General features: G+C 49.3%; 3 protein-coding genes and 1 rRNA gene. 1 reads left to right on the forward strand and 3 read right to left on the reverse strand.

The window, feature by feature from the left end; all coding sequences use genetic code 11:
* A 16S ribosomal RNA gene (locus G9G57_RS22420) occupies positions 1-172 on the reverse strand; the annotation flags it as partial.
* A gap of 611 nt (positions 173-783) precedes the next feature.
* On the opposite strand from G9G57_RS22420, the gene G9G57_RS22425 reads away from it, so the two are divergent.
* Positions 784-1818 (forward strand): alpha/beta hydrolase, encoded by a 1035-nt coding sequence (locus G9G57_RS22425; RefSeq protein WP_016818884.1) that lies wholly within the window; start codon positions 784-786, stop codon positions 1816-1818.
* A 115-nt stretch (positions 1819-1933) separates the two neighbouring features.
* Here the strand turns inward: G9G57_RS22425 and G9G57_RS22430 are convergent, their stop codons facing one another.
* Both G9G57_RS22430 and G9G57_RS22435 read right to left on the reverse strand, forming a co-directional pair.
* Complete coding sequence (locus G9G57_RS22430) at positions 1934-25663, reverse strand: non-ribosomal peptide synthase/polyketide synthase (RefSeq protein ID WP_164965572.1); 23730 nt, start codon at positions 25661-25663, stop codon at positions 1934-1936.
* A gap of 95 nt (positions 25664-25758) precedes the next feature.
* Positions 25759-26166 (reverse strand): 3-hydroxyacyl-ACP dehydratase FabZ family protein, encoded by a 408-nt coding sequence (locus G9G57_RS22435; protein ID WP_019685751.1) that lies wholly within the window; start codon positions 26164-26166, stop codon positions 25759-25761.

The raw sequence follows: 26166 nt of genomic DNA on the forward strand, positions 1-26166 counted from the left end.
TAGCTACCGTTTCCGGTAGTTATCCCTGTCTTGTGGGCAGGTTGCCTACGTGTTACTCACCCGTCCGCCGCTAGGTTGATTAGAAGCAAGCTTCTAACTGACCCCGCTCGACTTGCATGTATTAGGCACGCCGCCAGCGTTCGTCCTGAGCCAGGATCAAACTCTCCATTAAAGACCAACCGAAGTTGGTTATAGAAAGAGCGATTAGCTCATTTTGAAACTGACGAGATAAAATATCTCTTTGTTTGATTTTGCGAACAAAATCAATTTACTCACTCGTTGTTCAGTTTTCAAAGATCAAACATTTCTTTCGTTGAATCAACTCATCGCCTCATCAACTTTTATATCATATCACTTCCGAACCAACTTTGCAAGCATTTTTTAAAACATTTTTTTTGTATCTCTCGCTCGCAACTACTATGTCTTCTTGGCCGGAATTAGAGTATATCATTCTGGATTTTTAAATGCAAGTTTTTTTATTAAATTGTTTTCACACCTATATATTTGTAACTAGGCCCTAGGCTTTTGTTCAAATGGTTCCTAATTGTATATTCATTTTTTCTTTAATATTGATGATTTGACAAACAAAGGATGGGTATAAATGATAAGGAACGCCCGCGCCATTCCCCCCAGCCTTTAATAGTGAATAGGTAGATACTACAGAACTCCAACTTAATGTTTACATGAAAGTTCATCATGGCCCAACCACACCAAAGCAATTTTACCTCATATGAAATAGATTTTGTGAATTGAATAATGACCTTATAGAGGAGTAGATGTTATATGAAACAACGAAGGCTGACCTGGACGAAAGTTGTGTTTTGGGTTATCTCTTGCTTACTGCTTGTTGTTATCTCTGGATTTGTGTATGAGTGGATTGCATCCAAACATGATAAGTCGCAACATCCTCCTCTGGGGAGAATGGTCGACGCTGGAGGTTATCGTCTCCATATTCATAAAATGGGTGCCGGCTCTCCAACGATAGTGCTTGAATCAGGGAGCGGGGAAAGTAGCCTTTCTTGGAGAGATATTCCCGAGAAGCTATCATCCTTTGCCACCGTTGTATCCTATGATCGGGCAGGCTATGCATGGAGCGAAGAGGCAAATACTCCACGTACCGGCGAAAACATCGTTCGGGAGCTTCATACCGCTCTAAAAAATGCAGACATCCAAGCTCCATATATCCTTGTAGGCCATTCCCTCGGGGGGATGTACTCAAGACTCTATGCACAGACGTACAGAGACGAAGTCGCAGGATTGGTTCTGGTGGATGCTAGGCCCGAGAATGATGCCCGCCGGACAAATAAGATCTATGCCAAAGAACGGCCTAAGGTTAATCCCTCGCCGCTCATATCCATTCTCCTAGAAAGATCGGGGGCTTTTCGTCTGTTCCCCAACTTAATGCTAAACGGTCGGGTGGAGTATCGAGATAGAAAATCTTTCGTGAACATTGTTGCTTCCCCCAAGTACTTTCGCTCTGTTGCCGAGGAGGGTGATCTGGCGAGCACTACCGAAGATGCCATACGCGGCCAGCATTTGGGCAACCTCCCTGTACGCGTAATTGCCCGAGGCATTCAGCAAAATTTGACTCAGTTCGGTATAAGTAAACGTGGAAATGATCAGATCGAACAAAGCTGGCAAATCGGGCAGCGCGAGATGCTCCACATCTCTAACAACAGCAAGCTTATTGTCGCCAAAAAGAGCGAACATATGATTATCCATGATCAACCTGAGCTCGTCATTCAAGTCATCCGTGATCTCATCTCCAATATCCATTATTCTCGGTCAACCATTGCTAAAACAAACACTGATCATTAAGGGCACTACTCTCTGCATGTTGCGGATTTCATAAAATAAAAAGGACGCCCGGGTCCCTCCTTTATAAAGGAACCCGGGCGTCTTTGTTGCCCACTACTATTCTGGTTGATTGATATTAAGACAAAATAGGCTTGTTTTTAGATGAGGCTTCTGCAATTTTACCAAGTATCTGTCTCAGTACTTTAGCATTCTCCCCAACAAAACCGGAATCAAGCAGCACATCGTGCGTTCCGATGACCCCGTATTCTTTGTATTGGCCAAGTGTTGCCTGTTGCCATAACAATTTATCTAATGATGTATCCGGACCAACACTATCATCCTCTGCAATCATAGCATGGATATTCGCATGAACTTCACCTGCGTTAATAAGCTCATCGCGGTAGCTGGAGTAAACCAACATTTTGTCCATGACTCGCTCCCTGTCGGCTGGATCGGCCAGGAATGCTTTGTACTGCTCCCTAATGCTGTCCAGCACCGTCTCGACAATCTCTTCAAGCTCCTCAGGTGTCGATTCATCCTTGGACATCTTTCTCATAGCATCTACCATAATAATGTCCCCAACATGGTAACCTCGGCTTTCCATGGCTTTAGCTACCTCAAAGGCAAGATTTCCTCCAAGTGAGTATCCCAAGAATATATACGGACCCTCTGCTTGAATACCCACGATGGCATCGATGTATCGATCCAACATATCTTGACCCTGGAAACGGTCGCCGATAAATTCCATCCCGTACACTTCGCAAAGCCCATCCAGCTCCTTGGCCATCTCATAGTACCCCAGAGAGTGACCTACCCGAGGAGGGAAGCAAAATACTTTAAGCGCTCCTTTTCCTGGGAAGCGGATAATTTCCATTTCTTGTTCATCGGCAGCAGTTGTTGCCTGCAGCTTGAAAATTTCATGCGCCATTTCTTCCACAGTCGGCAGATTAAATACGGCTTGAAGTGGGAGATGAACACCCATACTGGACGAGATCCTTTGGATCAAGCCCAATACTTTCAGTGAATGACCGCCAAGTTCGAAGAATTGATCCCTGATCCCGATTTCCTGTACGCCGAGCACCTCGGACCAAATCTTAGCAAGCTCTACTTCTGTCTGCGTACGCGGCGCGATATACTCGGCTATGCTCCGCAGAAGTGTTTCCGGTGCCGGTAGCGCTTTGCGATCCAATTTGCCATTTGGATTCAGCGGCATTTGTGCGAGCTGTACGAAAGCAGACGGAATCATATAGCTTGGCAGCTCGCTGCCCAGTGCCTCGCGTAGAACGCCAGCTGCGAGCCCTTCCTCGGCCACAAAGTATGCGCAAAGCTGAGTACTTCCGCTGGAGTCAGCCAGTGCTAGAACAACCGCTTCCTGCACCGATGGTACCTTCAGAATTTGTGCTTCCACTTCTCCCAGCTCAATGCGGTAACCGCGGATTTTTACCTGGTGATCAATCCGTCCCAAGTACTCAATATTCCCGTCAGGCAACCACCGAGCCAAATCGCCCGTTCGGTAAATCCGTTCACCCGACTTGTACGGATGAGGAATGAACTTCTCTGCTGTCAGTTCCGGCTGATTGAAGTACCCTCTCGCTACCCCTCCACCTGCAATGCAGAGTTCCCCCGGCACACCTACTGGTGATACCTGAGAAGCGCTATCCATCATCCATACTTGGACGTTAGCGTACGGTTTGCCGATAGGCACATGCGTTAGAGTCGCAGTCTCACGACTCGTTGTATATCGAGTCGCATATACAGCCGCCTCCGTAGGACCGTAGATGTTCTCCAGTACGGCATAAGGTGATACTTTATAGTACTCTTCCACAAGTTTGGCAGGCAGCGTCTCGCCGCAGGCAAACAGATATTTCAGAGTAAGGAATCCTTGGGTACTGCTTTCTTTCAAATATTGAACGAGCACACTGAGCATCGAAGGTACCAAATTAAGATGCGTGATTCGGTTCGCATCCACAGCCTCCAGCAGTGCAACCGGATCTTTGTCCACGCCCTGCGGCAGGATCACAAGCGTCCCCTGTCCAAAGAACCAACAGAACAGCTCCGGTACGGAGAAGTCAAAGGTGAATGTCGTTTTGAGCAGGAATCGGTCACCTGCCAACATCGGATATTCAGCTTCCAACTGGCTCAGTGTATGGACGGCGGAGCGATGCTCAATCATTACACCTTTCGGCTTGCCGGTTGAACCTGACGTGTAAATGATATACGCCAGATGCTCTGGTCCTGCAATTGGCTCCAGATTGGAGTCATCCGCATGATACGCCTGCGGATCATCCAGTGCCAGGATCGTGCCAGTGAATGGGAAACGATCCTTGAGATGGCTCTTCGTCAGCAGAAGCTTCGCTCCCGAATCCTCCAGCATGTGGTGAATACGATCCTCAGGGAATTCCGGATCAATCGGAACATAAGCGCCGCCCGCTTTTAGAATGGCATGGATGCCTATGATCATCTCAAGCGAACGCTCGACCATGATGCCGACTGGCTGATCTGGTCTGACCCCTTGCGCACGCAGCGTACGTGCGAGGCGGTTGGCCTGCTGATGAAGTTCTCCGTAGGTAAGCTCCGTTTCGCCGAAAATAAGTGCTGTATGATCCGGTGTGAGTGCAGCTTTTTCCTCAAATATGCCGTGAAGGGTCTTCTCACGCGGATAAGGAGCTGCTGTGTCTCCCCATACCTCTATAATTTGTGATTTCTCTTCTGGCGTTATCAGCTCCAGCTCATCAATACGGATAGCAGGTTGTACAGATACGCTTGTCAGAATTTTCGTCAAGTGCCCTTGAATCCGTTCCACGCTCTCCCGGTCATAGACACGGGCATTATAACGATACAAGAACTCCAGACTACGTCCCGGCAGCACAATGAGGTTAAAATCATAATTTGTCTGTTCAAACATCTGAACATCCGTAATTTTGTATTCAGCCTCATCATTGGCAATTTTCTCTTCCAGATGCTCTTCTACCGGGTAATTCTCAAATACCATGATATGGGAAATCAAATCTTGCTTTTGTTCGCTCTGTGCCTGAATCTCATAGAGCGGATAGGAATCATAAGCATGCCCAGCCAAATATAATTCCTGCTGTCTCTTCAACACATGAGAGAACGTTTCGCTTCCTTCGGCCTGAACTCGAACTGGAACTGTATTAATGAAGAGACCGATCATGCTTTCGATGCCTGGAATCTCGGCAGGTCTCCCCGAAACCACACTTCCGAAGACGACATCCTGACTTCTATTGTAGCGTTGCAATACGATTCCCCAAGCAGCTTGCATCAGCGTGTTCATCGTCACTTGATGCTGTTTGGCCACTTGTTCCAAGCGCTCAGTCAAATCCGCATCCAACGTGAATACCAGCTTCTCCGACACGTAGGCTTCTGCTTTTGCCGATGGCTGTGTGATGGCCTGTGGCAGCTTCGTCTGCTGCTCGTAGCCTTCCAGATACCCTCTCCAGTAGGAGGATGCCTCTTCCTCGCCTTGTTTCTCTAACCATTGAATGTACTGGCTGTACGATGCTGCTACAGGAAGTTCAGGCTCCCTTTGCTCACGCAGAGCTCCGTACGTTTCAAACACTTCCTGGAGCACAAGAGGCATACACCAGCCATCCAAAATGATGTGATGAGAGCTCCACAACAGATGGTAATGCTCTTTTGCAGTACGTAGAATAGCAACACGCAGCAAGGCTTCATTCGTCAGATCAAAACCTCTCGCTTTGTCCTGGTCCATATAAGCTGCAAGACGCGTTTCCATTTCGCCCGGTTCCAGCTCATGCAATTCCTCGTATACGAAATCGCATGCTCTTTCTTTGAACACAATCTGTATAGGGAAGTCGCCCCATCCAGCATGGAAATTCGTTCTCAGTATGGCATGCCGTTTCATCAGATGCTGTAAGCTGCGTTTGAAATCCTCAGGATAGAATACTCCCTGAATTTCAAATGTGGCCTGCTCAAAGTAGACCTCTGAATGAGGCTCCAGCAAGCTGTGGAACAGCATTCCCTTTTGCATCGGTGTCAGTTTATACACATTTTCAATGCTACCGATGTGCCGTGTCTGCTCTTCCAGCTCCTCGATTTCCTCCAAGCTGATATCGTTGAGGAGTACATCGCTTGGTGTAAGCTCGGTTCTATCCTTGCCTGCACAGTGTCCAATGACTTCACTGAGACGTTCCTTCAAGATACCGGCAAACTTTTCTACCGAATCCACATGGAATTGTTGATGGTTATAGCTGACCGAAAGCTGAAGCTGTCCTTCGGTAATCAGTCCATTAATATTCAAGGCCTGATGCTGCACCATCTCCTCACTGACCTCAGACCCTGCCGAGTAAGGGGACACCTCCATCGTTCCTTCTGCAAGATCCTGGTCAAACTGCCCCAGGTAGTTGAAGGTAATCTCCGGTTCTGCCGAGAAGGAGGAGCCAGTGGATACGTCACTCAAATATTTCAAAATACCATATCCTACACCTTTGTTCGGGATACGACGCAGGCCTTCCTTAATACGCTTGATTCTGGCGCCGATCTCCATTTCGCCTCCCATCTCAAGGGCGACAGGATACTGACTTGTAAACCAGCCTATTGTGCGAGTGATATCTAATTCCGGTACAACAGGCTCCCGTCCATGTCCTTCCAGCACGATGCCTACACGTTCGATCCCTGTCCACTCGTGAACAGCCATACCTAGGGCCGTCAAGAGCAGATCGTTAACTTCCGTATTGTAAGCGCGATTCGCCTCTTTCAGGAACTGCTCTGTCTCTTCTGGCGACCATGTTACCGTAACAGCCTCGGTGTCTTTTATGAGAAGAGCGCCGTCTACCTTGTCTTTTGGAAGAAGGGCAAATCCCTTTCCTTCCACCTCTGCCCAAAAGCTGCGTTCTTGTTCAGCCGCCGGGCTGTTGGCATATTGCGTGATCCCATCAACCCATGCCCGGTACGAATCCGTCTTTTGTGGGAGCTTGACCGCTTCTCCACGTGCTGCTTGTTCGTAGCCTTCCTGCAAGTCCTCAAAGAGAATACGCCAGGATACGCCATCCACAGCTAAATGATGAATAACGATCAACAAATGTTCGCCTTCCGCACAACGGAACAAACCTAGTCTAAAGAGCGGTCCATCCTCCAGAGAGATGCTGCGCTGAATGGCTTCTGCACCAGCTTCTATTGCCAAAGCCGGGTCTTTTTCATCCTGCAAATCGTGGATTTGGAGGCTATACAGCTCACCTTCGCCCAAACTGCGGTTCCACGCTTCTACTCCGTGCTCTCCTTGGCGGAATACCAGTCGCAGCGCATCATGGTGTTCTGCAATTTTTTGAATAACCTTGGCGAGCGCATCGGTATTAAAGCCTTCGCGTCGGTACAGCATGACCGACTGATTAAAGTGATGTAGATCCTTTGACTGCTCTTCGAAAAATCTGCGCTGGGCAGGTCCCAGTTTTACCGTTCCGTGTACCTCGCCCTGATCTGCAATTCGGCTGACTGCGCTAACACGCTGAGCCAGTTCCGCAATTGTTGGATAGCTGAATAAATTCTTCATTTCCAGTTTGTAGCCTGCGTGGAGAAGTCTTGATGAAACCTGAATCGATTTGATCGAGTCGCCTCCAAGTTCAAAGAAATTATCATGTATGCCAACAAGCGGTACGCCGAGCACACCTTGCCAAATCGAAGCCAAAATATTCTCCACATCCGTCCGCGGAGCAGCAAAGGCGGCTCCTGCTTTCACACCCAAGTTTGGTTCAGGCAGTGCCTTACGATCCAGCTTGCCATTTGGTGTCAAAGGCATTACGTCCATTTGGACAAAGTAAGACGGAATCATATATGCAGGCAGTTCGGCAGACAGTTCATTTCTCAGCTCGCTGACAGACATTTCCCGATCAGCTACAAAGTAAGCACATAGAGACTTCTGTCCATTGGCGTCTGCCCACGCAACAACGAGAGCTTCCTCCACAAGTGGCATATCCAGCAACTTGGCCTCAATCTCACCGAGCTCAATACGATAGCCCCGTATTTTAACTTGATGGTCAATACGCCCAATGTACTCAATGTCTCCATTAGGAAGGCGACGAGCCAAATCTCCGGTCCGATACATATTTCCTTCCGCAGCGAACGGATCCCTAATGAATTTTTCTGCGGTAAGATCTGGACGATTCAGGTATCCACGGGCTACTCCGTCCCCGGCGATGTACATTTCGCCCTCCACACCTAACGGTACAAGACGAAGCTGTTCATCCAGGATATGAATGTATATGTTGTCGGACGGCAATCCAATCGGTACAGATTCCCGTGTATCCTTCGCAGGATCGTACAGGTGAATCATGCAGCCAACGACGGTTTCGGTTGGGCCGTATTCATTGTAAATTTTGATGTTGCCGCCAAAGAGATCGGTAATCGTTTTGGACAAATGAGTGGTCAGATTCTCTCCACCCACAATAAGCTGCTGAATACGACTCTCCGCTGGAATGGTCATGTCTTTTATGAGACTGAGATGCGTCGGCGTCAGCTTGAGAATATCGACCGCATTTTCGCGCAAAATATGCTGAACGACCTCTGCCTTATCTATACCATCATAAATCCGTACTATTCCTCCGTTTATTAACGGAGTAAACATTGATGTCATCGTCAAGTCAAACGAAATGGATGAGTACAGCGGGAAGTCCGTTGGTTGCCCTGCACAATAGACCTTATTGGCCCACCAGATGTAGTTCACGATCCCTTTATGGTTAATCATGGTTCCCTTCGGATTCCCTGTTGTACCTGAGGTATAGATTAAATACACTAGGTCGTTTCCTCTTACAGGAATATTAGGATTATCCACTCCGGTTCCGTAGATGTGCGGAGAATCCAATTCCATAACCATTCCCTCAAAGGAGGCCAGCTTCGTCAGGTGGCTCTGTGTGAGCAGAATCTCAGCGCCGGAGTCCTTCAGAATATACTGAATCCGCTCCTGCGGATATTCAGGATCAATAGGTACATAGGCTCCGCCCGCTTTGAGTACACCCATGATGGCAACCAGCAGTTCCACTGACCGATCCGCCAACAGACCCACTACTTGTTCACTCCGCAGTCCCTGGTCTATCAAGGTCGAAGCCAGTCTGTTCGCCCGCTCGTTCAACTCCCGATACGTGATCTGGATATCGCCGCTTACTGCTGCGATATTATCTGGCGTACGGACAACCTGTTCCTCAAACAAGGTATGCAGACCCTGATCACTTGGATAGGCATGAGCCTTGCCACCCCAGTCAAGCAGCTTCGTCCGTTCCTCCGGTGTTACAATCTCCAGCTCCTGTATCGTCGCTTGCGGACGAGTAGCTACCTGATCGAGCATTTGCAACAAATGTCCTCCGATTCGCGCAATGCTTTCTTGCTCGTAGACCGAAGCGTTGTAGCGAATGCAGACCTTAATGTCCTCGCCTGGAATGACAACGAGGTTAAAGTCATAGTTGGTTTGCTCAAACATGGCGAAGTTGGCGACTTCGAGATTGTCCTCTGTGTGATTACCCGACTGTTCTACCTGTTCGTCGAGCGGATAATTTTCAAAGATCATAATATGAGAAATCAGGTCTTGCTTTTGGCTTGTTTTCCCCTGAATCTCATACAGCGGATAGGTGTCGTAGGCACGACCAGCCAACGAATGTGCTTGTGTACGTTTCATCACATCGACAAAGGCCTCGTCTTTGGATGTCTGTACGCGGATAGGTACTGTATTAATAAACAGACCCACCATATTCTCGATCCCCGCGATCTCAGCAGGTCTACCTGATACAACGCCACCGAAAACAACATCGGAGCTGGCATTGTAATGTTGGAGAATCAGGCCCCAGGCTGTCTGCATGAGTGTGTTGACGGTCACATGATTGCGCTTCGCGACAACATCCATTTTATGGGTCAAGGACGCGCCCAAATGGAGAACATGCTCATTCAGAACGTAACCCTCTACTTTAGCTTGAGATTTCGTTTTAGCTTCCGGCAATACAGTATTACCGTCATAGTCTTCGAGATATTGGCTCCAATATGTTGAAGACTCTTGATCGTCCTGTGCATCAAGCCATTCTATATAACGGCTGTAGGGCTGAGCCGGTGGTAGTACAGGCTGTACTTGCTGACGCAGGGCAGAATAATAATCGAACAGCTCCTGTGTAATAATCGGGATGCACCAGCCATCCATGACAATATGATGGAAGCTCCACAATACAAGGCAGCTTTGTTCCTTTTGCAAAACAGTCACTCGCATCAGCGGATCTTCTGACAAGCTGAATCCCTTAGCCATATCTTCAGTAGTATAAGCCTGAATTTGGGCTTCTTGCTCCTGCAACGTACCGGCACGCAAATCTACGTAGTTCAGAGGGATTGGCCGTTGCTTAAAGACAACTTGCAGCGGTACATCAGCGATATTGTTGTAAAAGCCGGTACGCAATATGGCATGTCGTTGCGCCAAAGCCTGGAAGCTCTCGAAGAAGATATCTACATCGAAGCTGCCACGTAGCTCAAACGTTGCCTGCTCAAAGTATGAAGAGGAGTCCGGCTCCAGCAAGCTGTGGAAGAGCATGCCCTTCTGCATTGCCGTTAGCTTGTACACATCCTCAATCTCTCCAATATGGGCCGTTTGGGCTGTGAGTCGATCAAGCTGCTCCAGGGTCAGTCCTTGGAACAGAACATCACTCGGCGTAAGCTGCGAACGCTCCTGAGTCACACAATGCTGGATGACCTCGCTAAGACTTGACTGTAATAATTCAGCAAAATGACTTACCGTCTCCTTACGGTACTGCCTGTTGCTGTACGTAATCGTCAGTGATAGCTGGCCTTCGGCAATCATGCCATTCACATCCAGAGCATATTGCTGTGGTGTGTGATCACTGAGCGCCTTACCGACTGAATGTGTAGACAGGCTAAGAGCATTGCCTTCCAAATCCTGATCAAACTGTCCAAGGTAGTTGAAGGAAACTTCCGGTTCTACGCTGAATCGAGTACCTTTTTCCGGTGCCATATACTTCAGCAAACCGTAGCCGATGCCTTTGTGCGGAACCTCTCGCAAATTCTCCTTGATGCGCTTGATTTGGGCAGATACTTCCTGCCCACCTTGCACGTTCAGCAGAACAGGGTATTGGGTGGTGAACCAGCCCACGGTACGGGTAATATCCAGATCTGGTACGATCATTTCCCGGCCATGCCCTTCAAGGTTAACCAAAATCTGTTCCATGCCTGTCCAGCGCTGAATAGCTGCTCCCAGCGCAGTCAAGAGCAAATCATTCGTCTCCGTATGATAAGCCCGGTTTGCTTGTCGCAACAGCAGGTCCGTTTCTTCAGCAGACCACGTTACCGTAACCGACTCGGTATCCCGAATGGTGCCCGGTTCCTGATCCTCATCCTTTGGCAGTGGAGCCAGCATCGTCTCCTCAATCTGCTGCCAGTATGAACGTTCCTCGTCCAGGGCAGGGCCTGCTGCATACTTCGCCGCTTGCTCGGACCATACAAGATACGAATCGGTCTTTTGCGGAAGAACAATCGCTTTTCCATTCAATGCCTGCTCGTATCCTGTTGCAATGTCTTCAAACAGGATGCGCCAGGATACGCCGTCAACCAAGAGGTGATGAATGACAATCAACAAATGATCGCCATCATTACAATGGAACAAGCCTAGCTTGAACAGAGGGCCGTCTTCCAAGTGGAAGCTTGCCTGGATGGCATCGGCCTGCGCTTGAACAGCAGCTGCCTGGTCTTCTACCTGTCTCATATCGACGATGTCCAATGTGTAGAGTTCGCCTTCGTCAATTCCCCGATTCCAAGCTGCATATCCAGCTTCTGTAGAACGGAAAACCATACGTAGCGCGTCATGATGAATCGCAACTTGGTCCATTGTCAACCGGAGTGCAGCCTCATCAAAGCCGTCTTTCCGATGGAGCATGACAGCATGATTGTAATGATGTGGCTCCGCTGTGTGACGTTCAAAGAACCAGCGCTGAATTGGCATTAACTCCGCTGCACCTTTGATTTCACCCTGCTCTGCTGTGCGTCCGGCTACTTGAAGATACGGGCTTAGCTCAGCAATTGTCGGATATTTGAAGAGATCCTTCATCTCTAATTTATATCCTAATTGGAACAATCTAGAGGACACCTGAATCGCCTTGATGGAGTCACCACCCAGATCGAAGAAGTGATCATGGATGCCGACCTGCTGTGCTCCTAACACACCTTGCCATACAGAAGCCAAAGCTTCCTCAGCTGCGTTCCTCGGCGCTTCATAAACCGCTCCAGTCTGCACATTGGTCTCAGGAGCTGGAAGTGCTTTGCGATCCAGCTTACCATTTGGTGTCAACGGCATCTGTTCCAATTGCATGAAGTAAGACGGAATCATATAAGCCGGCAGCTCAGCAGCCAAGGCTTTTCTCAATTCGCCTACTGTCAGCATCTGATCGGCAGTGAAATAGCCCACCAGTACTTTTTGTCCACTTCCATCCTCCCGGGCAAGCACAACGGCCTCCCTCACAGACGGAGCATGGAGCAACTTCGCCTCCACTTCTCCTAGTTCGATACGGTAACCTCGGATTTTAACCTGATGGTCAATCCGTCCCAAATACTCCATGCTGCCATCCGGCAACCAGCGTGCCAAGTCACCTGAGCGGTACATGCGCTCGCCCGCTTCAAACGGATGAGCTACAAACTTCTCTGCCGTCAATTCCGGTCGGTTCAGGTAGCCACGCGCCAGGCCTTCGCCCGCCACATAGAGTTCACCCGGAATGCCAATCGGTTGTGGACGGCGTTGTTCATCCAGAATGTACGCACGTAGTGTCGGAATCGGGATACCGATATTGCTGCGGCCCTGTTCAATTTCCAGTTCCGTAATTTCCTTATACGTTACATGCACGGTCGTTTCCGTGATGCCATACATGTTGATGAGCTGCACTTGCGGATATTTCGCTCTCCAGTCCTTGAGCAAGGCCGGGCTTAATGCCTCCCCGCCGAAGATAATCATGCGAAGACTCAATTCTGCCGCGCGATGACTAAGTTCTTCTTGTAGTAACTGATAGAAGTATGTTGGCGTCTGGTTCAACACGGTAACCTTCTGGTCCTTAAGCAACTGCAAGAAACGCTCTGGGCTCTTCGCAGTAAGCGATGGAACGATGACCAGACGACCTCCGTTCAGCAATGCCCCGTACATCTCCCATACGGAGAAGTCGAAACAGAATGAATGGAACAGCGTCCACGTATCCTGAGGACCGAAATCAAACATATTTTTATCATTAAAGAGCAAGCGGACTACATTTTTGTGCTCGATCAGCGTTCCCTTTGGCTTGCCTGTCGTACCCGATGTGTAGATAACGTAGGCAAGATGATTCGGTCCAGCCGTAGGCTCCAGATTTGAGACATCTCCCTTGTAGGAAGCCGCCTCGTCCAGATTAACGATGTCCCCGGTGAAGGAGATACGTGTCTCCAGATGCGCTTGTGTCAGCAGCAGCTTAGCTCCCGAATCCTCAAGCATAAAGCGAATGCGGTCCTCTGGATATTCAGGGTCGACAGGGACATAAGCCCCGCCTGCCTTCAAGATGGCCAAAATCCCGACGACCATTTCAAGGGAACGATCCGCCATGATTCCAACCAAACCGTCTGGTTGCAGACCACGCTCGCGGAGCGTTCTGGCAAGTCCATTGGCTCGCTCATTCAGCTCGCTATAGGACAAGGTTGCCTCTTCACATACGACCGCTACTGCATCCGGATTACGGACAGCCTGTTCCTCGAACAGTGCATGAATCGTTTGGTCACGAGGATAATCTGCTTTGGCTTCGTCTGCATCTTTCATCAGCATCGACTTTTCCTGCGGTGTCACGATATCAAGGGATGACAACGACAATCCCGGATTGGCGATAGCTTCCTGAATAAGCTGTACAAAGTGGCCTGCCATCCGCTCAGCGGTCTCCCGCTTGTAGATTGCAGTCGCGTATTCCAACGTGCAGTTCAATGCCCCATCCGCTTCACTCACTGTCAGCGTGAGGTCGAACTTGGCAGCAGGATGGGCCTGATCGTAAGGAGTGAAACGCAATCCCTCTATTTCTTGTTCTCCCTGCTCGATATTTTGCAGAACAAACATAGTATCAAATAGTGGGTTACGACTCAGGTCACGCTGAAGCTCCAGCTTCTCTACCAGCTCCTCGAACGGATAATCCTGGTTTTCATAGGCCCGCAGTGCTGTTTCCTTCACTTCCTTCAAGTAAGCCTCGAAGGACTTTTCGCCCTCTGGATAAGTACGCAGTGCCACTGTGCCTACGAACATACCGATGAGTCCTTCGAGTGTGGCATGGGATCTTCCCGCCACTGGTGAACCGACAATGACATCTTCCTGCCCCGTGTACTTGTGCAAGAGCGTCGTATAGGCTGCCAGCAGCACCATGAACAGCGTAGAACCTGTTCGGGTAGCCAGCTCCTGGAGTGAAGCGCTCAGAGAAGCATCAATCTGGAAGTCAATCCGATCTCCCGCAAAGCTTCGTACCGCAGGACGAACTTCATCTACTGGCAAATCCAGCACTGGCAAGCTTCCGCGGAATGCATCCAGCCAGTAAGCTTCCTGGGCTTTGAGACGCTCGCTTCCGAGCTGCTCTTGCTGCCATACCGCATAGTCTGTGTACTGGATCTGCAACGCAGGCAATACGTCCTCTTCTTGGTAGAAGTGAAGGAACTCTTCTATGAGAATATTCATAGAAACCCCATCCGAGACAATATGATGCATATCGAACAACAGTAAATGGCGCTCGTGTGCAATTCGAATGAGACCTACCCGCAGCAATGGTGCTTCGCCAAGGTCAAAAGGATGAACAAACTGCTGAAGGGCAGCTTCTGCCTCTGTCTCGCTCAACTCCGCATATTCCACTGTAAACGGAACATCCGGTAGGATCTGCTGTACAGGTTCACCGTTAACAGTCACAAAACGGGTGCGCAGTGAACCATGACGATGAATCAGACGACGGAATGCCTGCTCCAGTCGTTCCCGATTCAGGGCTCCCTCAACCGTAAGGATACCTGGCATATTGTAGCTCAGCTCTCCGCCTTCCAGCTGGCTAAGGATAAACAGCCGTTTTTGGGCTGAGGACAATGGGTAGTGCTCTCGCGCTCCCGCTGTAGGAATTTCTTCAAAATTCAGCGGTGTATAGCCCTCAATGGCACGAGCCAAGCCTTCAATGGTAGGCGACTCGAACACTTCTCTTAGGCTAATCTCACGGTTCATCTCCTTACGAATTCGCGAGACTAGCAGAGCTGCACGCAGTGAATGGCCTCCAAAATGGAAGAAATTATCCTTTACTCCCGCGCTCTCTACACCCAGCACCTCTTGCCAGATTTCGGCTAATTGAATTTCTACAGGTGTCTGTGGAGCCTCAGATGAAGCAACTGCCCATCCTTGCTCACCCTGCAGCGCTTTTCGATCTATTTTTCCGTTCGACGTCAGAGGCATGTCCTCCAGTTGTACGAAGCGGGAAGGGATCATATATCCAGGTAACATCTCCGACAGAACTGCCCGGAGCTCCGATACCTCAAGCTTCTGAGCAGCTACAAAGTAAGCGACTAGATCTTTGTAGCCATCCTCACTTTCCACAGCCAAGGCCACGACTTCCTGAACGAACGGCACTCTGAGCATGTGTGCTTCGACCTCGCCCAGCTCGATCCGATAGCCACGAATTTTGACTTGGTGATCTATCCGACCTAAGTACTCGATAGTTCCATCTGGTAACCAACGAACCAAATCACCCGTCCGATACATACGCTCTCCTGGAGTAAACGGATTGTCCACGAACTTCTCATCCATTAACGCAGGCTGGTTATGATAGCCCCGGGCTAACCCGATACCTGAAATGCATAGCTCTCCAGCTACGCCGACAGGCAGCACTCTGAAATGGTCATCCAAGATATACACACGATGGTTAGCAATGGGTTGTCCAATGGACACCCGTTCCATCGTTTCTTCACTGTCCGGGACAGTCCACATTGTGGTGCATACAGAATCCTCTGTTGGGCCATAGCCATTGAAGTACTGTACGTGCTTCCTCCATTTTTCGATCAACTCGACCGATGTGGCCGATCCGGCGGTTAGCAGGCATCGCAGTGCTGGCAGGCGCTCCGGCTCAAGGTGAATAATGTAAGCTGGTGGCAGAGTCGCTATCGTAATTGCCTTGCTGTTCATGAACTGCTCGAACAGGGCATGATCTAAAATATCTTGCGTAGAAGGAATGCATAGAGTAGCCCCGTGGCTCAGTGCCGTTATAATCTCGGAAACCGATGCATCGAACGACAGACTTGCAAACTGAACGATCCGATCCTGCGGTGTAACTTCGAAGAGTCCCCGATATACGTCCGACAGATTTCGTAGTCCGCGGTGCTCTACTAACACGCCCTTAGGCTGACCCGTCGTGCCCGAAGTATAGATCACGTAAGCCAGGTCATCAGAGTTGGCCGTATCCTTCAAATTCGATTCATCGGCATCATAGGTCGACGGTTCTTCCAGCAACAGGACATTTCCCATCCAGTCTATATGCTCCAAAAGATGCGCTTGGGCAAGGATCATCTTCGTCCCCGAATCTTCGAGCATGTAGTTGATTCGCTCTTTCGGATACTCTGGATCCATTGGAACGTAGGCGCCCCCGGCTTTCATAATGCCGTACATCCCAACGATCATATCCGTTGACCGTTCAACAAGCAGCCCCACCAGGTCTCCCGTCTTGATTCCCTCAGCACGCAGTCTTCTCGCCAATCCATTGGCTTTTGCGTTCAGCTCGGCATAGGTCAGCATCTCGTTCTCAAACAGAATGGCAGTCGCGTCCGGCGTTCGAGCCGCCTGTTCCTCCAACAGCCCGTGAAACGTGGTACGGTGTTTGGAGCTGGCTTCCGTTTCTCCCCATACGCTCAGAATCTGTTCTCTCTCCTGCGGCGTAACCAATTCCAGAGCATCCACGGAAATTGCAGGATTCTCCACAATTTGTTCCATGAGGTGAAACAAGTGACCCTTGATTTGTTCAATCGTGGCTGGATCATAGACGAGCGCATTGTATTGGAACAACAATCTCATCTCTTTGCCCGGTAGAACAATTAAGTTAAAATCGTAATTCGTTTGTTCAAGAAGCTCCGCTTCCTCAATCTCAAAGGCAGCCTCGCCATCTCCTAGACGCTCTACTTCCTCTTCCACAGGATAATTCTCAAATACCATAATATGTGAGATTAGATCCTGCTTTTGGTCCGTCTGAGCCTGAATTTCAAACAACGGGTAGGTGTCATACATATGAGAAGCCATATATTGCTCCTGCTGTTGCTTCATCAGGACTGTGAAGGGGAGATGTTCTTCCGTCTTCACACGAACTGGAATTGTATTAATGAACAAACCGATCATCCGGTCAATTCCCGGAATTTCAGCCGGTCTGCCTGACACTACACTTCCGTATACAACATCCCGACTACCGTTATAGCGTTGAAGCGCAACGCCCCAGATGGACTGCAGCAATATATTCATCGTGACATGAGCATCTCTGGCCACCTTTTCCAGACGTTCAGTCAATTCCCTGCTGACAGGATAGTTCAGCTTTTCTGCTACATAGCCTTCTCCTTTGACTGCTCCACCGACTTGAGGTAAAAGCGTCTGTTGCTCATAACCGGCCAGATATCGGCTCCAATAGTCGGCCGCAGCTGCTTCATCCTGCTGTTCCAGCCATTCAATATATCGGCTATACGGCTGGACCTCTGCCAGCTGAGGCTCTCTTCCTTCCAGGAGGGCAAAATAGTGTTCAAACACCTCCTGTGTAATTAATGGAACACACCATCCATCCATGACGATGTGGTGGAAGCTCCACAAGAGACGGAAGCTCTCTTCATCTGTTTGCAAAATCGATACACGGAGAAGCTCATCTTCAGCCAGGTTGAAGCCCTGTGCTTTGTCCTCAGCGGCAAATGTCTTTAGATAAGCTTCACGCTGCGGTGCATTCATCTCACGCAGGTCTTCATACACCAGTTTGGCGCCTCTGTGCCGAAATACGACTTGTAAAGGCTCACTGCCCCAACCACTGTAGAAGTTCGTGCGCAGAATGGCATGACGCTCCACCACTGCATCCAGACTGTGTCCGAAAGCGGTCGGATCAAAACTACCCTTAAAGTCAAAGGCGGCCTGCTCAAAATAAGCACCTGTATGCGGCTCGAACATATCATGAAACAGCATGCCCTTCTGCATCGGCGTCAGGCTGTATACATTCTCAATATCGCCTATGTGGCTGGTCTGCTTAGAAAGCTCCTCCAGATCAGCAATGCTCAGCCCCTTGGCAAGCACATCGCTTGGTGTCAATACAGTTCTTTCCTGGGTTACACAATGCTGAAGAAGCTGCCGTAGGCTTTCTTCAATATATCCAGCGAGCTGTTTCATTGTAGATGACTTATACTGTTTTCCGTTATAACTCATCGTCAGAGTCAAGGCTCCGTCTGTCACCATGCCATTAATATCTAGCGTATAGGCTGGCTCTCCCAACAGGCTTTGCGCGCTTCCGGTCGGATAAGGAGAAACCTGCAACGAGCTTCCTTGCAAATCCTGATCAAACTGCCCCAGATAGTTAAAAGAAATCTCAGGCTGCAAGCTGAAACTGTCTGCGTCCTCCTGACTCGCCATCGTTTTGAGCAACCCATATCCGATACCTTTATTCGGAATACGGCGCAGCTCTTCTTTCACTGATTTGATTAAGGCTGACAACTCAAGATCATTTCCCAAGTCTAAAATGACTGGGTATTGGCTTGTAAACCAGCCAACAGTACGGGTAATATCGATATTCGATATAATCGGCTCACGACCGTGCCCCTCAAGATTCACAGCGATCTTACCAATACCAGACCATTTGGATACCGCCATGCCTAGAGCAGTCAATAGCAGATCGTTCGTCTCCGTTTGGTAAGCACGATGGGCTTTTCTCAGCAGTTGATCGGTTTCTTCTACCGTCCATTGTGCTGTCACCACTTCGCTATCCTGCAATAAAAGGCTTTCCACAGCCTCATCCTTCGGCAACTGCTCGAGTGGCTGATCCCCAAGCTTGCTCCAATACGCCCGATGCACCTCGATTTCTGGTCCTTCCGAATAACGGGCAATAGCGTCTCCCCAATCACGGAAGGAATCCGTTTTCTGCGGAAATGTCAGTGCTTGTCCTTGGATCACCTGTTCATAGCCTGCTGCGAAGTCCTCGAACAAAATCCGCCAGGATACTCCGTCCACCACTAAATGATGGATCACGATCAGAAGGTGGTCTCCATCCTGACAATGGAAAAGCCCTAACTTCATCAGTGGACCTTCTGCCAGATTGATGCTGCGCTGGATGTCATCCGACAGCGTTGTAATGGCTGCAACCGGATTAGATTCGCTCCGTAAATCAGCAGTGATCAGGCTATACAGCTCTCCTTCTCCAAGATCACGGTTCCAAGCCTCGTAGCCCTGCTCGGTCTGACGAAAAGCCATGCGAAGGGCATCATGATGCTCTGCCAATTTTCTCAGCACTTGATGCAAGGCCGTTTCCTCAAATCCCTGTTCACGATACAGCATAACTGCTTGATTGAAGTGATGGGGCTCTGTCTGCTTCCGCCCAAAGAACCACTGCTGGACTGGAGTCAAGCGAGCCGCTCCACGCACAACTCCCTGCTCAGCCATATGCACGGCTGTTTGTATTTCTGCACCTAGCTCGGCAATGGTTGGGGATTTGAACAGTTGCTTCATCTCTAACCGATAACCAGCTTGCAGTAACCGTGACGACACCTGAATGGCCTTGATAGAGTCTCCACCCAATTCAAAGAAATTGTCATGGATCCCCACCTGTTCGGCACCCAGCACTCCTTGCCAGACAGATGCCAAAGCTTCCTCAGCCGGTGTACGAGGAGCTGTATACTTCCGTCCTGTATGCGCACCTACTTGCGGAGCTGGCAGAGATCTGCGGTCCACTTTTCCGTTCGACGTTAATGGCATTCGATCCATCTGGATAAAGTAGGATGGCATCATGTAGCCCGGAAGTACCTGCGATAGGGCAAGGCGTACTTCGCCTGCCGTGAGCGTACGATCTGCCACATAATAAGCGCAAAGCTGCTTCTCTCCAAGCTCATCCGCACGAACGACGACTACGGCTTCAACTACTGACTCCACCTTGGCTAATTGAGCCTCGATTTCGGGGAGTTCGATACGGTAACCGCGTATTTTGACCTGCTCATCAATTCTTCCCTTAAATTCCAGGTTCCCATCTGGAAGCCAGCGAACCAAATCACCAGTTCGATAGCAGCGTTCCCCTTCCTTAACAGGACTAGGGACAAATTTTTCTGCTGTGAGGTCAGGACGATTGAGGTATCCGCGCGCTACACCTTCACCACCGACAATCAGCTCGCCCCAAGCACCAATGGGCTGTAATTGCAGCGATCCATTGACTACATAAGCGGTCGAGTTACTAATCGGGCGCCCAATCGGCACGCCCCCTTCAACACGACCCGGAATCTTGTAGGTGGTGGAGAAGGTCGTATTCTCTGTCGGACCATAGCCATTGATAGGGACAAGATCAGGATTAGCCTCAATGACACGGTTTATATGAGATATGGACAGTACGTCACCACCTACCAGCAATGCTTTCAGTCCTCTGAACAGGTACTCGTCCTGCAGTGAAAGCTGATTGAAAAGCGGTGAAGTAAGCCACATGGTCGTAATTCCGTATTTGGCAATAGCTGCTTTGAGCCGATCGGCAATCAGGATATCGTCGTTCTCTACGAAATAAAGCTGTCCACCATTAAGCAACGCTCCCCATATCTCAAAGGTCGAGGCATCGAAGGCCACGGCTCCTGTCTGCAAAATTCGCGTGGATTCGTTCAGCTCCACATAATTGGTTTCTTTGACCAGACGGACCACGTTCCGATGTTCAACCATAACGCCCTTCGGTCTACCTGTCGTACCCGAGGTATAGATCACATAAGCGAGTCCCTGTGGTCCCTGAACTGTCTCCTCAGCTTGGACAGGATCAGACGCATAAGCCTCTTCACTGCTGAGGTCAACAATCGGTATACCGTAGTCTACATTTATAAGCTCGCCCTTTTGTACCAGTAGTAGCTTGACATCGGAATCTTCGAGCATATAACGAACCCGATCTTCCGGGTAATCAGGATCGATTGGCACATAGGCTCCACCAGCCTGAAGCACGGCGAGCATACCAACCACCATCTCGATACTCCGTCCGCCCATAATAGCCACCGGTTGCTCCCTTAGCGTCCCCAAACGACGCAGTGTTTGGGCCAAGCGGCTCGCCTTGTCTTCCAACTCAAGGTATGTTAACCGGACATCGCCGAATACCAACGCCGTCTGCTCCGGTGTATGCTTGACTTGTTCCGCGAACAATTCATGAATGGTCTTATCCCTTGGATAAGGAGTAGCTGTCGCGTTGAATACTTCAATGATCTGTACTTTCTCCTCCGGTGTGATCATTTCAATTTCGGCCAATTGCAACTGAGGATTGGCCGCGACTGCATGCAGAACCCGAAGCAAGTGGGTTGCAAGTCGCTCTACAGTTTCCCGCCGATACAAAGCTGTACTATATTCGAGGCCAAAGGCTAGTTCAGCGCCCTTCTCCTCTACATTAAGGGACAGGTCAAATTTGGCTGTGACGGTGTCCATCGGGTAAGGAGTAAAGTGCACGCCATCCATGTCTTGCTCTTCCTGCTCCGTATTTTGCAATACCAACAGGGTGTCAAAGAGCGGATTGCGGCTGACATCACGTCCTACGCCCAGTTTTTCGACCAATTTCTCAAAAGGGTAATCCTGATGCTCGAACGCCTTGAGCGCTGTTTCCTTGACTTCCAGAAGATAATCCTGAAAGGTTTTTTCTCCTGCCGGGTAGCTGCGCAAAGCCAGTGTATTGACAAACATACCAATGATGCCCTCAAGCTCCGCTTGTGGTCTGCCGGCTACTGGAGAACCTACGACGATGTCCTTCTGCCCTGTATATTTGTGCAGCAGCACCGAATAAGCGGCCAGCAATACCATATACAGTGTAGTACCTGTACGGGATGCAAGCTCTTGTATCGCCTTATTGCCAGACTCGTCCAATGTAAAATCAATACGGCTGCCCTCGAAGCTCCGAACCGAAGAGCGCTGGAAGTCCGTAGGCAAATCCAATACCGGCAACTCTCCTTCAAAGGTTTGCAGCCAATACGCTTCAAGGTCTTGCCATTCTCTTTCCGACTGTTCCCGTTGCCATACCGCATAATCCTTGTATTGAATATGCAGTTCTGGTAGTTGTTCTCCTTGATATAATTGCGTGAGTTCCTCCACTAGTATTTGAATGGAAACCCCATCTGAAATGATGTGGTGCATATCAAACAGCAACAGATGACGCTCCTCCTGCAGCTTCACTAAGCTAACACGAAGCAATGGAGCCTGGCTCAGATCAAAGGCACGGGTAAAGCTGTGAATGAGCGTATCCGTCTCCTCCGCTGAAGCCTCTGTGTAGCCCAACGTGAACGGAACATCCTTATGCACATGCTGAACAAGCTCTCCATCCTGCATATAAAAGCAGGTTCTCAGCGATTCATGGCGCTGGATCAGTGCCTTGAACGCAGACTCCAGCCGCACGCGATCCAACGGTCCGTCCACGGTGAAGGCACCTGGCATATTGTAGCTGAGCTCTCCCCCATCCATCTGTCTCAGCACGTATAACCGCTTTTGCGCTGAGGACACTGGGTATGCTTCGCTTTCTTCAGCCTGTGGAATGGACTCGTACACGGTTGGAATGCGTTCCTTCACCAGTCGCGCCAGGGATTCAACCGTAGGCGATTGAAATACTTCACGCAGCGAAATGCTGCATCCCAGCTCTTTGCGAATCCGCGTAACGAGCAATGTTGCCCGCAAAGAGTGACCACCGATCTCAAAGAAATTATCGTGGACGCCAACGCGGGCAGCTCCCAGGATATCCTGCCAAATAAGCACCAGCTGTGCTTCCACTGCAGTTCTTGGAGCCAGATAATCCTCGCCGGATTGTACGCTACCCTCAGGAGCCGGCAACGCGCGGCGATCCAGCTTGCCATTAGGTGTAAGCGGCATTTGCTCCAACCGAACAAAATAAGAGGGAATCATGTAAGCTGGTAATTCCGTTGCCAGCTGAGACCGCAATTCCCCTGGCGAAAGATCGCTGGAGGCTACATAGTAGGCGCACAGCAATTTTTGTCCCTGTTCGTCGTCCCGGGCGAGGACAATCGTTTCCCGTACGCCCGGAGCTTTGAGAATTTGGGCTTCGACCTCGCCCAGCTCAATTCGGTAGCCGCGAATTTTGACCTGATGATCGATCCGGCCCAAATATTCAATATTGCCGTCAGGCAACCAGCGAGCCAGGTCCCCAGTTCGGTACAGGCGTTCTCCCGCTCGATACGGATGTTCTACAAATTTCTCAGCCGTCAAATCTGGCCGGTTCAAATACCCACGGGCAAGACCATCCCCCGCAATGTATAGCTCTCCCGGAACCCCGACAGGCTGCAAGCGTCTGTGCTCATCAAAAATATAAGCGCTAAGCGTTGGAATGGTTCTACCAATATTGCTTTTGCCTGCTTCTATCTCATGTTCTGTGATTTCCTTGTAAGTGACATGAACCGTCGTTTCCGTAATTCCGTACATATTAATCAGCTGCACATCAGGATACTTTGCCCGCCAGTTTTTCAGAAGAGATGGGCTCAAGGCCTCTCCGCCAAAAATAATTTTTCTAAGGCTAAGTTCTGTGGACGAGTGCGTTAATTCTTCCTGTATAACCTGATAAAAGTATGTTGGCGTCTGGTTCAAAATAGTGACTTGATTGTCCTTCAACAGCTCTAAGAAAGCTGCCGGACTCTTGGCTGTAAGGGATGGGACAATCACCAGTTTTCCTCCGTAAAGAAGCGCCCCATACATCTCCCAAACAGAGAAATCGAAGCAGAACGAATGGAATAGAGTCCATGTATCATGGGAACTGAAATCAAATAAATTGTTATCGTTAAAGAGCAGGCGAACTACATTTTTGTGCTCGATCAGCGTTCCCTTCGGCTTGCCAGTTGTACCCGATGTGTAGATAACATAGGCCAAATGGCTCGGTCCCGAAATGCTCTCCAGATTAGAAGCATCTCCTGTATACGTTGCCGCTTCGTCCAAACTCACAAGCTTTCCGTCAAAAGTGGTACTCTCCCATAGATGGCTTTGGGTGAGCAATAGACGGACTCCTGAATCCTCTAGCATGTAACGAATGCGTTCTTCAGGATATTCAGGATCAATTGGCACATAGGCCCCTCCTGCCTTCAAAACCGCCAACATGCCGACGACCATATCTAGGGAACGATCCGCCATAATCCCCACGAGTACATCTGCACCAACGCCTTCGGTGCGCAAATATCTCGCAAGCTGGTTAGCCTGCTCATTTAGAGCTAGGTATGTAATGCTCTGCTCGCCCATCTGAACAGCTACGTGGTCCGGCGTGCGCTCAGCTTGTTCCTCGAATAAGCCATGAATGGTCTTATCACGCGGGTAATCCACTACATCGCCTTCCGAAAGAGCCAGAATGGATTGCTCTTCTGCTTCTCCCAATAGATTTACTTCTGCAATGGAAAGCTGCGGTGTATGAATGATCTGCTCGGCGATCGTAAGCAGCTGGGACACCATGTCCGTTACTTCACTGCGTTCGAACAGCTCTGTCCGATAATCGATATCCAGTACAAGCTCGCCTTCATCCAAGATTTCCACGATATGAAGCACGAAATCATTCACTTCATCGCCGCAAAAATCATAATCCGTCAAAATGCGCACGTCATCCAAGTCAACCCAGTTGATAAGGCGGTATTCCATGGAAACACCAAAAAGCCGCTGGATATCCTTGTTGCCGTGCATTTCTCTAAGATCCTGAATTAACTGATTGTATGGATATTTCTGATGCCGCAAGACTGACATTTGGTCCCTGGCTACTTCCTGCAGGAAGCTTAACACCTCTACATCCTTGTCAACGTATGTTCTGGCGGCAGCCGTGCTGACAAACATACCGATCTTTTGCTTCTCTTTCTTGTTCCCCCGGTTAGCGAACGAGGTACCGATCACCACATCCGGCTGATTCGTCACTTTGTGTATGTAGATATACATCGCACCCATGAAGAATTGGAACAGAGAAATCCTATTTTGTTGGCAAAATGCCTGTAGCTCGTTATATAGCGTCTCCGGCACAGTAAAATGTTCTCGAACAGCTTGGGTACTTAGCGATAACGGATTATATGACTTCCAGCCTGTGAGTTCAGGCAAATCGGAGAATTTATCCAGCCAGTATGCCTTATCCTTTTGGTACCTGTCAGAAAGCTCATATGCGTTCTCATCTGCAATATATTCAATATAAGAGCAATCATCGCTCAGCTTAGGTTCATTTCCTTGAATTAAATCCATATAAAAGGCTGTCAGTTGATTGCCATAAACCACCATAGAGATCCCGTCAGAAATAATATGATGCATTTTGATATTAATCCAATACTCTTCCTCACTAATCTTCACAATCAAAAACTGGAAGAGTTCAGAGTCCAGCAATGGCAGAGGTTTGCTTTTGTGCTGCTCAAGTAAGGCTTCCACCTCGGAAATACTATCGATATGAGTAAGATCCAAGCACTCCAACTGTCTTTCTTCATAAGGAACGACATACTGCTGGGGCACTCCATCCACTGAAGTAATACGAATGCGGAACGCATCATACTGTTTGATAATCAAATTGATGGACTGCATGAAGGCAGCGATATTGATGTGACCCTTCATCTTGGCTGTACCGGATAGCTGTGACACGGATGTATCTGGATAGAGTAATTCGGTATACCATATACGCTTTTGCGCATTCGTTAAATCAAATAACTGCATGTTATTCATCTCATTTCACTCCTATTTCCGTGATGTGAATATCCTCCCGCTGCACTTGGCAGTCAGGAGGACAAAAAGACAGTTTAACGCGCGCTTCCACCCCGTCATTGATCAAGTGAAACAATTTCTTCCGCCTCAGCCACCAATCGTTCGCCTACGGTAGCCCGGCCACTTCCGAGAATATAACCACGCCGACGCTTGACCACTTCAAAATAGAGATCTATTCGGTCCCCAGGCTTCGCAAGGCTATGAAAGCGAACGCCATTGAGGTTGGTTAGGTATGAAATACCTCTTTTGTCAATCGCAGCGAATGCCGCTAATTGTGCAAGCGACTCCACGATCAGCATAGGAGGCATGTATGGATTAGCTTCTGTAATAAACCATTCGCTTGAGGTAACAAGCTTGTACCCCTTTGCCCATTGCGACGTTTCGTACCCGGTCACGCCATCGAGCAGAAGAAATGGGGACCTGTGCGGAAGCACATCCTGGATATGGATTAGCTCTTCGCTCAC

Origin of the sequence: Paenibacillus sp. EKM211P, from assembly GCF_011066175.1 — a bacterium.
Classification (GTDB): Bacteria; Bacillota; Bacilli; order Paenibacillales; family Paenibacillaceae; genus Paenibacillus; species Paenibacillus polymyxa.